13 protein-coding genes and 1 tRNA gene are annotated in these 14,564 nt (G+C 66.8%); 9 read left to right on the plus strand and 5 right to left on the minus strand.

Features of this window, described 5'->3' with window-relative positions:
- The first annotated feature begins 35 nt into the window (after positions 1-35).
- Positions 36-446, plus strand: coding sequence for a hypothetical protein (locus tag ACZ45O_RS00350; RefSeq protein WP_464854990.1), 411 nt, complete (start codon positions 36-38; stop codon positions 444-446).
- Positions 447-560: 114 nt separating this feature from the next.
- Here ACZ45O_RS00350 and ACZ45O_RS00355 read toward each other — a convergent pair whose 3' ends face one another.
- Positions 561-1,382, minus strand: coding sequence for a purine-nucleoside phosphorylase (locus tag ACZ45O_RS00355; RefSeq protein WP_464854991.1), 822 nt, complete (start codon positions 1,380-1,382; stop codon positions 561-563).
- 266 nt (positions 1,383-1,648) lie between these two features.
- Here ACZ45O_RS00355 and ACZ45O_RS00360 point away from each other — a divergent pair, with 266 nt between their 5' ends.
- The 6 genes from ACZ45O_RS00360 to ACZ45O_RS00385 all read left to right on the plus strand — a co-directional run bounded on the left by ACZ45O_RS00360 (position 1,649) and on the right by ACZ45O_RS00385 (position 7,792).
- Positions 1,649-1,864 (plus strand): glutamate decarboxylase, encoded by a 216-nt coding sequence (locus ACZ45O_RS00360; RefSeq protein ID WP_464854992.1) that lies wholly within the window; start codon positions 1,649-1,651, stop codon positions 1,862-1,864.
- A gap of 29 nt (positions 1,865-1,893) precedes the next feature.
- Positions 1,894-2,853 carry a 6-phosphofructokinase gene (gene pfkA / locus ACZ45O_RS00365; protein ID WP_464857598.1) on the plus strand — a complete coding sequence of 320 codons (960 nt, stop codon included), beginning with the start codon at positions 1,894-1,896 and terminating at the stop codon, positions 2,851-2,853.
- Positions 2,854-2,874: 21 nt separating this feature from the next.
- Positions 2,875-4,629: a pyruvate kinase gene (gene pyk / locus ACZ45O_RS00370; protein ID WP_464854993.1), complete on the plus strand. Its 1,755-nt coding sequence runs from the start codon at positions 2,875-2,877 to the stop codon at positions 4,627-4,629.
- An 84-nt stretch (positions 4,630-4,713) separates the two neighbouring features.
- On the plus strand, positions 4,714-5,130 hold the full coding sequence (locus ACZ45O_RS00375; protein WP_464857600.1) for an acyl-CoA thioesterase: 417 nt from the start codon (positions 4,714-4,716) through the stop codon (positions 5,128-5,130).
- Positions 5,131-5,469: 339 nt separating this feature from the next.
- Positions 5,470-6,585, plus strand: coding sequence for an Mrp/NBP35 family ATP-binding protein (locus ACZ45O_RS00380; RefSeq protein ID WP_464854994.1), 1,116 nt, complete (start codon positions 5,470-5,472; stop codon positions 6,583-6,585).
- Positions 6,586-7,111: 526 nt separating this feature from the next.
- Positions 7,112-7,792: a TIGR00266 family protein gene (locus tag ACZ45O_RS00385; RefSeq protein ID WP_464854995.1), complete on the plus strand. Its 681-nt coding sequence runs from the start codon at positions 7,112-7,114 to the stop codon at positions 7,790-7,792.
- A gap of 1,128 nt (positions 7,793-8,920) precedes the next feature.
- On the opposite strand, the gene ACZ45O_RS00390 is transcribed toward ACZ45O_RS00385, so the two are convergent.
- From ACZ45O_RS00390 to ACZ45O_RS00405, 4 genes are all read right to left on the minus strand, one after another.
- Entirely contained in the window at positions 8,921-9,271 is a 351-nt protein-coding gene (locus tag ACZ45O_RS00390; protein ID WP_464854996.1) for a hypothetical protein, read from the minus strand.
- Between the two features lie 18 nt (positions 9,272-9,289).
- A complete protein-coding gene (locus ACZ45O_RS00395) occupies positions 9,290-11,803 on the minus strand; it encodes an ATP-binding protein (protein WP_464854997.1) in 2,514 nt (837 codons plus the stop codon).
- Positions 11,800-12,162: a response regulator gene (locus ACZ45O_RS00400; protein ID WP_464854998.1), complete on the minus strand. Its 363-nt coding sequence runs from the start codon at positions 12,160-12,162 to the stop codon at positions 11,800-11,802. The genes ACZ45O_RS00395 and ACZ45O_RS00400 overlap by 4 nt, the downstream gene beginning before the upstream one ends.
- Before the next feature lie 211 nt (positions 12,163-12,373).
- Positions 12,374-12,460, minus strand: a tRNA-Leu gene (locus ACZ45O_RS00405).
- A 248-nt stretch (positions 12,461-12,708) separates the two neighbouring features.
- On the opposite strand from ACZ45O_RS00405, the gene ACZ45O_RS00410 reads away from it, so the two are divergent.
- Both ACZ45O_RS00410 and ACZ45O_RS00415 read left to right on the plus strand, forming a co-directional pair.
- Positions 12,709-13,335 carry an RNA polymerase sigma factor gene (locus ACZ45O_RS00410; RefSeq protein WP_464854999.1) on the plus strand — a complete coding sequence of 209 codons (627 nt, stop codon included), beginning with the start codon at positions 12,709-12,711 and terminating at the stop codon, positions 13,333-13,335.
- Positions 13,325-14,527 carry an anti-sigma factor gene (locus ACZ45O_RS00415; RefSeq protein ID WP_464855000.1) on the plus strand — a complete coding sequence of 401 codons (1,203 nt, stop codon included), beginning with the start codon at positions 13,325-13,327 and terminating at the stop codon, positions 14,525-14,527. Before ACZ45O_RS00410 ends, ACZ45O_RS00415 begins: the two co-directional genes overlap by 11 nt.
- Positions 14,528-14,564 lie beyond the last annotated feature (37 nt).

Raw genomic sequence — 14,564 nt, forward strand, 5'->3', positions numbered from 1 at the left:
ACAGGGAATGCGAGGTAAGGGGAGGCGTGATCGAGATGGCCCAGGCAGAAGAGGCTCTCAACAGCGTCGCGGAGCGGGCCCGGCGCGCACTGCGTGATAACGAGGCGGCGAACCTGCAGGCGCAGACCCAGCCGGAAGTCGCGAGGCCGGCCAGGGCGTCGGCAGCAGGCTCGCCGGCAGATCTCATCGCTCAGCGCATCCAGGCGATCGCCCGGGTGAAGGAACTGGAGCCCAGGCTGGCCAGTGCGCGGGCGCGGGCGGCGGAACTCTCCCAGCGGCTCACAGCCACGGCCACGGATTCGGTCCACTACGCCGAACTGCTCCGCTGGCTGGCCGAGGTGCACGTCCAGCTCCGGCAGCTGGAGGCGGAGTACGAGGAGGCCCAGCACATCATCCGCAACAGCGCCTGGGTCATGCAGCTTCTCGAGGATCCTGTTTCCAGGTGAGTCCGGGGCGGCCGGGCGTGCTGCGTTCGTGCGCTTGCGCCGGCCACCTGCGGATCCTGAACTGAGCGGACCGGAATGCGCCCACGCCTGGCTGTCCCGGTCCGCTTCTGCTTCCTAGATGCGGCGAAGCACGCCGCGAACCAGCTTCTGGAACACGGGCTTAGTGCGCTCGGCCGTCTCGAGAACCTCCTCGTGGGTCAGCACGACGGGGGCGTCGGGCAGCGCCATGTCCGTGATGCAGGCGATCCCCAGGACCTTCAGGCCCATGTGGCGGGCCGCGATGACCTCGGGCACGGTGGACATGCCCACGGCATCGCCGCCGAGCCGCTGCAGCATGCGCAGTTCGGCGCTGGTGTTGAACGACGGTCCCGAGATGGCGGTATAGACCCCCTGCTGCAGCGAAATGCCGATCTCCCTGGCGGTATCGAGGGCCAGCTCGCGCAGCTCCGGCGTGTAGGCGCCGACGATGGCGGGGAAGCGGGGGCCGAGCTGCTCCTCATTGGGGCCCCGCAGCGGGTCCTGCCCCATGGTGTTGATGTGATCGGTGATGAGCATGAGATCGCCGGCGGAGAAGGCCGGGTTCAGTCCGCCCGCGGCACAGGTGACGATCAGGGTCTCAATGCCCAGCGCGCGCATCACGCGCACGGGGAAGATCACCTGCTCCATGGTGTAGCCCTCGTAGAAGTGGATGCGCCCCTGCATGGCCACGACCGGCTTCCCTTCCAGGTACCCCAGTACCAGGCGGCCGGCGTGCCCGGGCGCGGTGGATACGGGGAAGTGGGGGATCTCGCGGTAGGGAACGTGCACAGGAGCCTGCACCTGGTCCGCCAGGTCGCCGAGTCCCGAACCCAGAATCAGCCCGATGGCCGGCTTCACGGCGCTCCGCTGGGCCACGGCCGCACGGGCCTCCTCGATGCGCTTCAGCAGGTCTGACACGGGTCAACACCTCACTTTGTAGGGTATCTGGCCGGCAGCCGGCTGATACGCCTGCGCCTGGCCAGCAACAGAGGATGTGCAACTTCTGTAGAGGAACCTAACAAAGGTTGCCTTCCCAAGAAGGAGATACCGCATCGGCGTGACGAATACCTGCAATTGTGCAGAATCCGGGGTCTGGCGCGCGGTCAGCCGGCGGGAAGGCCAAGGGGCATACTATGGCCAGTGCCCGGCACTGGAAGCGAAAGGACGAAGGGGGCCCGAACCCGGTGTGGACGGTCATCTATGTGGCGCCATCTCCGGAAGTCGCAGAACGGTTGCAATCCGTGCTGGCGCAGGAAAGCATCGCGGTGAAACTGCATCCCACGGGCCTCTCTTCCAGCGGGGGTGGGCCCAGCATCGAGCTGCTGGTCCCCCGGACCGAGGCGCGCGAGGCCGCAGAGGTGCTGAACCGGATGCTGGTGCGCATGAACAAGCGGAAGTAGCCGGGAGGGACGGTGAGAGAGTGCCCTTGATTCGCAAGATCGGCGTTCTGACCAGCGGAGGCGACGCGCCGGGCATGAACGCGGCGGTGCGCGCCGTGGTTCGCCGCGGGATCTCGCTGGGCGCGGAGGTGGTGGGCGTACGACGGGGTTACGCCGGGCTGATCGCCGGAGACTTCATGGAGCTCACGGTCAGTTCCGTCGGCGACATCATCCACCGCGGCGGCACCTTTTTGCAGACGGCCCGCAGCGACCACTTCCTCACGGAGGAAGGGCAGCAGGAGGCCCTGGCCTCGGCGCGGGCGGCCGGAATCGACGGCCTGGTGGTGATTGGCGGCGACGGATCGTTCCGCGGCGCCTTGCAGCTCACCCGGATGGGGCTGCCTTCCGTCGGCATTCCCGCCACCATCGACAACGACATCGACGGCACCGACCGGACGATCGGTTTCGACACCGCCGTCAACACCTGCCTCGACGCCATTCGCAAGATCCGGGACACGGCCACCTCGCACGAGCGCACCTTCGTGCTCGAGGTGATGGGCCGCGACTCGGGCTGGATCGCCCTGGCCGCGGGACTGGCGGGCGGCGCCGAGTCGATCCTGCTCCCGGAGCGGCCGCTGCCGATGGACGAGGTGGTGACCCGCCTGAAGCGGGGTGTGGAACGAGGCAAGCGGCACACCCTGATCATCGTGGCGGAGGGGGCCGGCTCCGGCTTCGAGGTGGGACGGGAGATCCGGGAGAAGACCGGTTACGATACGCGCGTGATGGTGTTGGGACATATTCAGCGGGGCGGTTCGCCCACCGCGCTGGATGCCATGCTGGCCTCGCGCATGGGGGCGAAGGCGGCGGAGGTGCTGATGGAGGGCCGGGGCGGGCTTTTCATCGGCGTGAAGAACGAAGAACTGGTGACGGCGCCGCTGGAGCAGGTGCTGGGCCGGCGCAAGGACATCCCCGACGAGCTGGTTGACCTCGCGGAGATTCTGGCGATCTGACTGGATGAGGTGAGTGCCCAGATGCTGCGCAAGACGAAGATTGTGGCGACCATCGGTCCCGCCAGCGAACAGCTGGACGTGCTGACGCGGCTGATCGAGGCCGGTGTCGATGTGTGCCGGCTCAACTTCAGCCATGGGACCCTCGATGAGCACAGGCAGCGGATCGAGAACATCCGCGAGGCCGGCCGGCGGGTCGGTAAGGATGTCGCGATCATGATGGACCTGAAGGGTCCGGAGATCCGCATCGGCACGTTCGAGCACGGCAAGATTCAGCTGCGGGAAGGCGATCTCTTCACCCTGACCACGGAGCAATGCGTGGGCAATCAGGAGCGGGTCTGGGTGCAGTACGAGGGGATTGTGCACGACGTATCCCCTGGCGGCTACCTGCTGCTGGACGACGGCAACCTGACGTTCCAGGCCGAAGAGGTGACGGCCACCGAGATCCGCTGCCGGGTAATCGTCGGCGGCACGCTCTCCGACCGGAAGAAGGTGAACCTGCCGGGGACCAAGGTCTCGCTGCCCGCGCTCTCCGAGAAGGACATCGCGGACATCCGCTTCGGGGTGGAGATGGGCGTCGACTTCGTGGCCGGCTCGTTCATCCGGAAGGCGCAGGACGTGCTGGAGATCCGGCGCATCATCGAGGAGGCGGGCGGCCACCAGCAGATCATCTCGAAGGTGGAGTCCCAGGAGGGGTTTGACAACCTGGAGTCCATCCTGCAGGTGTCCGACGGCCTGATGGTGGCGCGCGGGGACCTGGGGGTGGAGGTGCCCACCGAAGAGGTGCCGCTCATGCAGAAGCGGATGATCGAGCGGGCCAACGCCATGGGCAAGCCCGTGATCACCGCGACGCAGATGCTGGAGTCCATGGTCACCCGGCCCCGTCCCACGCGGGCCGAGGCCTCCGACGTGGCCAACGCGATCATGGACGGCACCGACGCCGTCATGCTCTCGGCCGAGTCCGCGGCCGGCCAGTACCCGGTGGAGGCAGTGCGGACCATGGCGACGATCGCCCGCCGGACCGAGGCTGCCCTGGACCATTACCAGATGCTGACGAGCCGCGGCCGCTTCGGCCGGATGGACAGCGTGACGGAGGCCATCTCCCACGCCACGGTGACCACGGCCCACGACCTGGGCGCCGCGGCCATCATCTCGGCCACGACCTCGGGCTTCACCGCCCGCATGGTGTCGAAGTACCGCCCGGCCTGCCCGGTCATCGCGGTGACCCCCGATCCGGCGGTCGCGCGGCAACTGCGGCTGGTCTGGGGGGTGGTTCCCATCGTGCGGCCGGAGGCCACGGGCACCGAGGACCTGACCCAGCGGGCCGTCGAGGGGGCCCTGATCTCCGGTCTGGTGAAGAACGGCGACCTGGTCGTGATCACCGCCGGCGTACCGCTGGGGGTCAAGGGCACCACCAACCTGCTGAAGGTGCACACGGTGGCCGACGTGCTGGCCCAGGGCACGGGGATCGGAAGGCAGCCGGTCACCGGGCGGGCCCGGGTGGTGCGGTCGGAGGCCGACCTGGAGCGGGTGCAGGAGGGCGACATCCTGGTCACCCGTTTCACCGACGCCGAGTTCATCCCCGCCATGGAGCGGGCCGGGGGCATCATCACGGAGGAAGGCGGCCTGACCTCCCATGCGGCGGTGGCCGGCATCTCGCTGGGCAAGCCGGTGATCGTGGGCGCCGAGGGTGCGACGGAACGCATCCCCGACGGCACGGTCGTCACCCTCGACGTGGCCCACGGGCTCGTCTTGCGCGGGGAGGCCACGGTCAAGTAAACTGGATGGTAACGGCGGCGGCGCTGGACACGGCGCCGCTTCCGCTGTGTCAGCAAGCGGTCCGAAACGGAGGCGGCCGAGTTGGTGAAGACGCAGGTGCGGGTACGCTACGCGGACACCGACGCCATGGGCGTCGTCTACCATGCGAACTATCTGGTCTGGTTTGAGGTGGGCCGGAACGAGCTGATGCGCGCCTGGGGGGCGCCCTACGTCGACTTCGAGCGGCGGGGCGTCCTGGTGCCGGTGACCGAGGCGCAGGTGCGGTGGGTGCACCCGGCCCGCTACGACGACCTGCTGGAGGTGGAGACGCGGGTTGAGCGGCTGACGCCGGCCCGGATCGTCTTCGCTTATCGCATCGTCCGGGCGGAGGACGGCAAGCTCTGCTGCGAGGGAAGCACCACCCACGGCTTCCTGGGGCCGCGCGGCCGGCCCGCCGCGCTGCCGAAGCTGGCGCCGGATCTGTGGAAGCTGTTCAGCGACCGGTTGCAGGCTGGAGCTTGATCCCGTGTTCAGGGCGGCGTTTGTCCCCGTATTCAGGCAGGCGCCGGTGGCCGTACTTGCGGCCGGTGTGTGTCTCGTATTCAGGCAGGCGCCGGTGGCCGTACTTGCGGGCGGTGTGTGCCCCGTATTCAGGCAGGCGCCGGTGGCCGTACTTGCGGCTGGTGTGTGCCTCATGTTCAGGCAGGTGCCGGTGCCCGTACTTGCTGCCGGTGCCGCCACGTCTAAAGGTTGTGGCGACGTGTGACCGGCGTCACGCCGTGCCTGGCTGAATCCGGGTATGCTGTTAGGTAGTGTGTTGACGAATTGCCCTCATCGGGCCCCGGGAGGAGAGCGAACAGAATGGCGATTACCCGTGAGCAGGTACTGGATGCGTTGAAGGTCGTCAACGACCCCGAACTGCACAAGTCCATTGTCGAACTCGACATGGTGAAGGATATTGAGATTGACGGCGGCCATGTGACCGTGACCATCAATCTCACGGTGCCGGGGTGCCCCCTGAAGCACCGGTTTGAACAGGACGTCGCGGCCGCCCTGAAGGACGTGCCGGGCGTGGAGCGGGTGACCACCCGCTTCGGCGCCATGACCGACGCGGAGCGGGCCGCCGTCGCCGCGAAGGTGCGGGGCAGCAGTGCGCCCCACGCCGACGCGCGGCAGTCCACCATGGCCCTGGCGACGCGCACCACCATCATCGGCATCGCTTCGGGCAAGGGTGGTGTCGGCAAGTCCACCACCACCGTCAACCTGGCGGTCGCCCTGAAGAAGCTGGGCTACAGCGTGGGCATCATCGACGCGGACATCTACGGCTTCTCGATTCCGCGCATGATGGGCAACATGTCCCGCCCGCAGGCGCTGGATGATCAGATGCTGCTGCCCGTCTGGGCGCACGACATCCCGTTCATCTCGGCCGGCAGCCTGGTGAACGAGGACCAGGCCATCATTTGGCGCGGCCCGATGCTGGGCAAGATGGTCGAGCAGTTCCTGCTGAACGTTCAGTGGGGCAAGCTTGACTACCTGCTGATCGACCTGCCGCCCGGCACCGGCGACGTGGCGCTGTCGGTGTCGCAGATGCTGCCTGGCACCGACCTCGTGCTGGTGACCACGCCGCAGGCCGCGGCCTCGCAGGTGGCCGCGCGGGTCGGCTCCATGGCGGAGCGCACCAAGCAGCGCATCGTCGGCGTCATCGAGAACATGGCCTACTTCCTCTGCGACCAGTGCGACAAGAAGCACTTCATCTTCGGCAAGGGCGGCGGCCAGGCCCTCGCCGCCAGCCTCGGCTGCGAGGTGCTGAGCGAGATTCCGCTCACGGCAGACGTCCGCCTGGGTTCCGACGTCGGCGATCCCATCGTCGCCGACAAGGAGAACCATCCGGCCGCGCAGGCCTACCTGGAGGCGGCCGGCAAGCTGGCGCAGCTGGCGCCGCCCAAGGTGTGGAGCGACGAACTCAGGGTGCTCTAAGGGGAAATGGGAGGGGGCGTTGCGCCCCCTTCTTGCGTGAGAACCGGGGAGGGGGGATATGCCCCCCTCATGCATGAGGAGCTAGGGGGGCGTGTTGCCCCGCTCTTGCGTGGGACGCAGACGGCGGGCGTCTTGTCCCGCTCTCACGAGCAGTAAGGAAGGCAGTCGCTGCGCCCGCTCTTGCATGGGAAGCAAGGGCGGGCGTTCTGCCCAGCTCTTGCACGAGCAGCGAGGAAGGGAGTCCCTGCGTCCGCTCTTGCATGTGAAGCAGAAGGGGGCGTTTGGCCCCGATGTTGCACGAGCAGCAAGGAAGGGAGTCGCTGCGCTCTCTCTTGCATGGGAAACAGAAGGGGGCGTTTGGCCCCGATGTTGCACGAGCAGCAAGGAAGGGAGTCGCTGCGCTCTCTCTTTCATGGAACCAAGAAGAAGGCGTCTTGCTCCCCTCCCACATGCGCGGGCAGGAAGGGCATATCGTGGGTCGAAGAAGGAAGTGTCTGACATCGAATGCACCCCGGGGGGTGAGCCCATGCGCTGTGAGATCCGATACCAGCCCAGCTACTCGCTGGCGGTTGTGCATCTGGAACCGGGCGAGGAGGTTCAGGCCGAGGCTGGGGCCATGGTGGCCATGAGCAGCAACGTGGAGCTGGAGACAGAGATGAAGGGTGGCTTCTTCGGCGCCCTGAGCCGGTCGGTGCTGGGCGGTGAGTCGTTCTTCACGTCGAAGTACCAGGCGCGGGGCGGCCCCGGTGAGTTGGCCCTCGCGCCCACCCTGCCCGGCGACATCGGCTACATCGAGCTGCAGGGCGAGACCTTCTATCTGAAGTCCGGCGCGTACCTGGCTGCAGACGCCGATCTCTCGATCGACTCGCGCTGGGGCGGCGCCCGCGGCTTCTTCGGTTCCGGTGGCCTCTTCCTGCTCCGGGTGCAGGGCACTGGCGGCCTGCTCTTCAACTCGTACGGTGCGCTTCACGAGAGGGAGCTCGCCCCCGGAGAGCAGTACAAGGTGGACACTGGCCACGTCGTCGGCTTCAGCGACGGCCTGAGCTTCAGCGTGCGGAAGGCCGCCAGGGGCTGGTTCTCCACGGTGGCCAGCGGCGAGGGGCTGGTCTGCGAGTTCACGGGGCCTGGCAGGGTCTACCTGCAGACCCGCTCGGAGGAGGCGCTGGTCAACTGGATGGCGGCGCGCATGCCCAGTAAGAAGGACTGAACGTGAGGACCCCGGCGCATTCCCGCGCCGGGGTCGACTTTTGAAAGTACATACCTACCCCTGACTCAACCATGTCCCGAGCACCGCTAAACCGGCGCTCGGGACCGGTGTTCTTTCACCTGGGTTTCCTGCGCCAAGTCGAATACTGCCGGTGGTCAGTCCGGGGATCAACTGGGATGCCGCAGCCCCCCGGCTCACCGACGTGTTACGTCAACCTGCGAAACGTCACCTGGACCGCGCCCGGAGGCGGCTCTCTGGCGTCGGAGGCGGCCACGCAGCCCTTCAATTCCACCGCAGCCATCTCGCATCAGGCGCTTTTTGATTTTCGCCTTCACGCCCGAAGTCGAAAACGTGCGGCTCCCAGACGGGGGAACAACGGGGCTCACGTAGCCCCCTGGCCAGAGACGCGTTACGTCAACCTGCGAGCCATCTTATGTCGCCAGGACGTCACCTCTACCGTGCCCGGAGGCGGCCCTCTGGCGTTGGAGCCGGCCACGCAGCCGTTCGACCGCACCGCAGCCGCCCTGGGTCCGGCGCTTTTTCGTGTTCGCCCTCGCGCCCGAAGTCGAAAACCTGCGGTTCCCGGACGGGGGGAACAACAGGGCTCACGCAGCCCCCTGGCCAGGGACGCGTTACGTCAACCTGCGAGCCATCTTAAGTCGCCAGGACGTCACCTAGACTGCGCCCGGAGGCGGCCCTCTGGCGTTGGAGCCGGCCACGCAGCCGTTCAACCGCACCGCAGCCGCCCCGAGTCCGGCACTTTTTCATTTTCGCTTTCACGCCCGAAGTCGAAAACCTGCGGTTCCCAGATGGGGGGAACAACAGGGCTCACGCAGCCCCCTGGCCAGAGACGCGTTACGTCAATGTGAGACCATCTTATGTCGCCAGGACGTCACCTAGACTGCGCCAGGCGACAGCTCTCCAGAGTCGGAGCCGGCCACGCAGCCGTTCAACCTCACCGCAGCCATCTCGCATCAGGCGCTTTTTGATTTTCGCCTTCACGCCCGCAGTCGAAAACCTGCGGTTCCCCCTGCGCCGGCGTACGTCCGGCGTGCGCTGACGAATGCGTCCAGCATGCGCAGCGCCGCCACAACAGACGCCTCTGCCCCAAAACCAAACCCCGGCGCCTCAGGCGCCGGGGTCGACTCTTCGCAGCGATTCGCGATTCGGCATTCGCCAGACCATCAGGAACGCGTCCACCTGGTCCCAGAAGGCCTCCGTTCCCATCGCGGCCTCCCGGGTGTCGTAGGAGTTGGGGCGGCCGATGCCGCCGCCACCCACGTCGATGATCTGCCCGTCCCGCAGGGCCAGGGTCAGGTACTGCACGTGGCGCGGCGTAACGGCCAGTCCCGTGCGGTCTGCCAGCCAGTTGGCAATCGTCTCGTGCGTGGCCACCAGCTCGCGGCGGCCGGCGGCCTTCCGCTCCTGGATCAGGTCGATGAACGCGTGCAGCAGCAGGGCCTCCAGGTCATCGCGCATCGCTCACGCCCCCCAGTCTTACGAATCGACCTTCCAGGCCGGGAAGCTGACGATGAAGCGAGACCCCCGGCCCGGCTGGCTCTCCAGCCGCAACTCGCCGCCGTGCTCCTCCACCATCGTCCGCACGATGGGCAGGCCCAGGCCGGTGCCGCCCACTTCTCGGACGTAGGGGTGTTCCGCCCTGTAGAACTTCTCGAAGATCCGCTTCTGGTCGGCGGGTGAGATGCCAATTCCCGTGTCCGTCACCTCGATCTCCACGCGGTCGTCGGCGGCAGAGACCGAGATGGTGACACCGCCTTCCCGGGTGTACTTGACGGCGTTGGAGACCAGGTTGGCGATGATCTGCGTCAGCCTGTCCTGGTCCGCCCGGATCGGCGGCACATCCTCCGGCACGTTGACCGTGAAGGAAAGCCCCTTCTGTTCCGCCTGCACCCGGAAGGTCTCCGCCACCTGCGTGACCACGCTCGCGAGCGACGTGGGAGTGAGCTGGACGGGTATCCGGCCCGACTCGATGCGCTGGATGTCGAGCAGGTCGTTGATCAGGTTGGCCAGTCGGTTGGTGTTCCGGGAGACCACCTCCAGGAACTCCCGCTGCTGCTCCTGCAAGGGGCCGGCCGTCCCCGCCAGCACCAGGCTGAGGTAGCCCATGATGGAGGTGAGCGGCGTGCGGAGTTCGTGGGAGACCGTGTTGACGAACTCGGACTTCAGCCGGTCCAGCTCCGCCAGTTCGGTGACGTCCTGGAAGGTGAACAGGCGGCCGACCCGGCTCTGGCCCTTGCCCACCGGCGCCGAGGACCACTGCAAGGTGTAGCCGGTGGTAAGCCGGAGCTGCCCCTCGGCCACGGCCTGCGGGTCGTGAATGAGGTCGCGCACGGTGTGGGGGAAAGGATCGCCCTCGGGCAGGACGGCGGCGATCTGCGCCAGCATCTGGTCCAGGGGCTCGTCGGCCACGGTCTCGCCGAAGAATTCCTGGAACATGGAGTTGGAGACCAACAGGTTGCCGCCGGTGTCGCAGAGCCAGGCGCCTGCCGGCATGGTCGAGACGATGGAGAGGTAGATGTCAAGCTGCGCCGCGGCACGGTCCCGCTCTTCCTCCAGCTGGGCGTTGAGGATCTCGATCTGCGCCGCCTGCTCCTGCAGGGCCGCAAAGGCCCGCTTCACCTCCAGGTGGTTCTGGGCGGCCGCGAGCGCGACGGAGGCCTGTCCGGCCACGGCGTGCCAGAGGGCCTCGGCCTCGGCGGCGGGCTCCGTGGGCTCAGCGAAGGCGATGACGACCACACCGATGGCCCGGCCGGTGTGGACGAGGGGAACGTAAACCTCCTGCGCCACCGGCATCTGCTGGAGCCAGACCGAGAAGCGGGTCTGCGTGTTCGGATAGCGGGCCACGACCACCTCGCGGAGCTCGACGCAGCGGGCGACGGGCCCCGACCGGGGAATGAACTGGCCCTTCAGGTCGGGCGAAAGCCAGCGTTCGGCCACCACCTTCAGGCGGTCGGAGTACTCGTCGACCATGAGGAGCGCGCCGGCCACGCCCCCGTACAGATCCAGGTACTCGTCGAGGATCAGCTTGGAGAGCTGGTCCATTTCGATGGAGCCGACCATCTTGCTGGAGAGGCTGTGCAGCCGGCTCAGGTGGCGCTCCTTCCGCTCCAGCTCCGCGGCGTGCCGCTGGACCGACTCCTGCTGGGCGAGCAACTCCTCGTTCTGGGCGATCAGCTGCTCCTGCTGGGCCTGAAGCTGCTGCTCCTGCTCCGCCAGTGTGACCGACATCTTGGCGAAGGCGTCCGCGACCACCTGGAGTTCGCCATCCAGGGGCGCTTCCAGCACCACGCCGCGCTCGCCCTGGGAGATCCGGTTGGCTGCATCGGCCAGGGCGGCCGTGGAGCGGGTGACGCCCCGGGCGAACACCAGGAAGCCGCCCAGGGCCAGCGCCGCCGCCAGCGAGATCGCCAGCCACGTGATGCGCACCACCTGGTCAGAGGCCAGTCTGGCCCTGGCCACGTCCTGATCCATGCGCACCGTCTCCGCATGGATGAAGTCGTCCCGGTACTTGTTGATCCGCTCGGTGTAGCTGACGCCGTCGTTCATGAGCAGGATGCCCACCTCGGATGACCCCTGCCGCATCATCGCGATCTCCGGCTCCGCCACCTGGATGCGCCAGGTCTCAATCAACTGCTGCAGTTGGTGGACCCGGCCGACCTGTTCGGTGTCGCCCGCCACGCTCTCTTCCAGCTCCGAGAGCAGCAGGCGCAGGTCATCCATCTTGGGGCCGTACGGCTCCAGCATGGCCTCGTCGCCGGTGACCAGATAGCCCCGCAGGGCGGCCGTCAGTTCGGCGTACAGGGTGGCCACCTGCTCCGCGCGCCGCACGTTCTCCTGGGTGAGCCGGGCGCGCTCCTGGAAGTTGTTGAGCTGGGTGAAGGTGAAGGTCAGGATAAGCCCCAGCCCCACCAGCAGGGAGAGCAGGAAGAGCAGCAGGCCGAAGACGCGCAGCCGCAATCCGGTATCCCAGCGGTAAGGCGACTGGCTCATCCGACCGCCTCCTTGACCGTGCGGATCAGGTGATCCAACTCGAAGGGCTTGACCAGGTAGGCCGCGGCGCCGGCCGCGATCCCGGCCTGCACGTCGGCCTGCTGGGCCCGGGCGGTCATGAGCACGACGGGGATGCCGCGCGTGGCCGGGTCGCCCTTCAGGGCCGTGAGGCACTCCAGACCGTCCATCCCTGGCATCATCCAGTCAAGAAGAATAAGGTCGGGCGACGTCTCCCGGGCGCGGGCCAGGGCCTCTGAGCCGTCGTGCGCCAGGGTCACTTCATAGCCGCTGTGCTTCAGCTGGAAGGCGACCAGTCGTGCGATGTCAAGGTCGTCGTCCGCGACCAGAATGCGTGCCATGCCTCTATCCCTCCATCTCAGGCGAGCGGGAGGCCCCTGAATGGTATACAGGGACCATGTCTTGAGTGTACCAGTATCCAAGGCATTTGTGTGGATATGTTTTGATCTACGGTCCGGACCTGATAGACCGTCACCGCACGAAAGGTCCGGCGCGGCATATACATAGGCGAAGCGGGCTGTAGGGGGAAAACCCTACAGCCCGCCTGCAAGCTGGTGCCGAAGGCGGGACTCGAACCCGCACGGGGGGTTACCCCACTCGATTTTGAGTCGAGCGCGTCTGCCATTCCACCACTTCGGCTTGAGTGCTTCGTTATGATAGCACATTGCGTGACTGGCTGGCAAGAACAGACGGTTGGCGAATCGTGCCACAGAAGCCCTGCGCGCAGGGAAACGTGATGCGTTTACCGAAGTATCCTCGCAGGTGTGCACCTGTACCCTGCGGCGTTTGCAGTATAAACAGTGTGCACGTTATAGTATTGGGTTGGAACTTCGTGCCCCACGACAGCGTTTGGAACATTGCCCCGCACAGGGGGAGGAGTGAAGTTGGTGTCCAAATCCCTCGACGAACTCCTGGTAGAGAGGGCCAAACGGGGGGACGTTGAGGCGTTTGAGAAGCTGATCAGCCAGCACGAGAAGACGGTGTACAATATCGCCTTCCGGCTGACCGGCAATCACGAAGACGCCTCAGATGTCGCCCAGGAAGCCTTCATTCGCGCATATAGTTCGTTGGCCGACTTCCGGGGCGACTCCTCCTTTGCCACCTGGCTGTACCGCATTGTGAACAATGCGTGTCTGGACGAATTGCGCCGGCGCAAGCGGCAGAAGGTCACCTACCTCGACCAGACCGTCGAAATGGAAGACGGCGAGGTATCCCGGCAGATCGCAGATCCCTCGGACGGGCCCGAGCAGGCCCTGGAGCGGGTGGAACTGCGGCGTGCGGTTCAGGAGAGCATCCTGCAGCTTGACGAGGAGTACAGGGTCGTTCTGGTGATGAGGGAGCTGCTGGGGTACTCATACAATGAAATCGCAGAGGCGCTTGACCTCAACCTGGGTACGGTGAAGTCCCGGCTCAGCCGGGCGCGGGGCGCCCTCAAAGAAAAGTTCATGAGCCTGGAACTTTTGTCGCCGAAAGTCGTCTACAGCCCTAGGAGGGGAAAAGCCCATGAACTGTGACGGAGTTCGTCCGCTCCTGTCCGCGTACATCGATCAGGAGCTGTCCGGCGGAGAGTTGCTGCGCGTGGAGCGGCACCTCCGGCGGTGCCATTGGTGCGCGGCGGAAGTGGACGCCCTCCGGCAGACGGTTGCACTGGTCGCTTCCCTGGATGAGGTTGAGCTTCCTGCCACGTTTCACGCAGAACTTCACCAGCGCCTGATCTCGGAGGATCCGCCCATCGCCAAGGCGCGCAGGGCGGGGCGGGGCCGCTCCCGGCTGCCTTCCTTCCGGCGCTGGGCGATTCCTGCGGCTGCAGCCGCAGCCCTGGTCATCGGCGTTGCCGGCCTGAACCGGTTGGCGCCGCCTGAACCGCAGGCAGAGCCGCGACACGGGGATACCGTCGCGGTTGTACCCGACGATCACGTGGCCACGGAAGAGGTGCCGGGCACGGTTTCGCCGCCCGACACATCGGACGTCACTGAACAACCGCATCATCCGGTGAACGGTCCCGAAGAACAGCCGCCGTCTAGCACCGGAGGAGTGAATAACCAGTCGGATGATCCGTTGACCGAACAGCCGGAGCCGGGCGCCCCCGGCGCGGGGGAGACCGACCTGCCGCCAGCTTCCGGTGAAGAAGGTCCCGCAGATCCGCCCACACCGCTGGGGCCCACCCGGCCCGGCAGCGGCGTGACGACCGCCTCAGTTTCCGGTGAGACCGGGGAGCAGGGCGAACTGCCGCCTGAGCCGCAGTTTTCCGCCATGGCCGAGGTGACGGTGGCCAACCCCGGCGCCGAGGCCGAGCAGGTGCGCATGCGGCTCGCCCAGTGGCGGGTACAGGAGAACGGGCGGATCGGCACCGTCGAGTTGCAGATCTTCGTTCCTGCAGATGACTTCCAGGAGGCCGTGGCGCTGGTGAACAGCGAGCTGTCGGCCTACGGCGCCCAGCTGGCGGTGCAGGAGAAGGATGTGGCCAGCCAGCTCGCCGAGACGGCTGAGCGTATCGCGGCGCTCGCGGAGGAGCGCGACGCCCTGGCAGCCCGCCTGGAGGGCGAGGGCGGTGAGGACCGCCTGGAGGAGCGCGAGCTGGCTGAACAGGAGCTGGCCGAGCTCGAGCAGCAGCTCGCCACGGAGCGCACCAACTACGAGAATCTGCGGGAGGCGGTGGAGACCAGCGTGATCGTGCTGACCTTCAAGCCTCAGCCCGCACAGTAACACCAGAAGAATTGAAGGGCTTCCGCCGGTGCGGAAG

It is taken from the genome of Symbiobacterium turbinis (assembly GCF_055383075.1).

Coding starts and splice junctions, on each gene's coding strand:
- ACZ45O_RS00350 (WP_464854990.1), top strand. CDS start 36: ATGGCCCAGGCAGAAGAGGCTCTCAACAGCGTCGCGGAGCGGGCCCGG.
- pyk (WP_464854993.1), top strand. CDS start 2,875: ATGCTGCGCAAGACGAAGATTGTGGCGACCATCGGTCCCGCCAGCGAA.
- ACZ45O_RS00380 (WP_464854994.1), top strand. CDS start 5,470: ATGGCGATTACCCGTGAGCAGGTACTGGATGCGTTGAAGGTCGTCAAC.
- ACZ45O_RS00385 (WP_464854995.1), top strand. CDS start 7,112: ATGCGCTGTGAGATCCGATACCAGCCCAGCTACTCGCTGGCGGTTGTG.
- ACZ45O_RS00390 (WP_464854996.1), bottom strand. CDS start 9,271: ATGCGCGATGACCTGGAGGCCCTGCTGCTGCACGCGTTCATCGACCTG.
- ACZ45O_RS00395 (WP_464854997.1), bottom strand. CDS start 11,803: ATGAGCCAGTCGCCTTACCGCTGGGATACCGGATTGCGGCTGCGCGTC.
- ACZ45O_RS00400 (WP_464854998.1), bottom strand. CDS start 12,162: ATGGCACGCATTCTGGTCGCGGACGACGACCTTGACATCGCACGACTG.
- ACZ45O_RS00415 (WP_464855000.1), top strand. CDS start 13,325: ATGAACTGTGACGGAGTTCGTCCGCTCCTGTCCGCGTACATCGATCAG.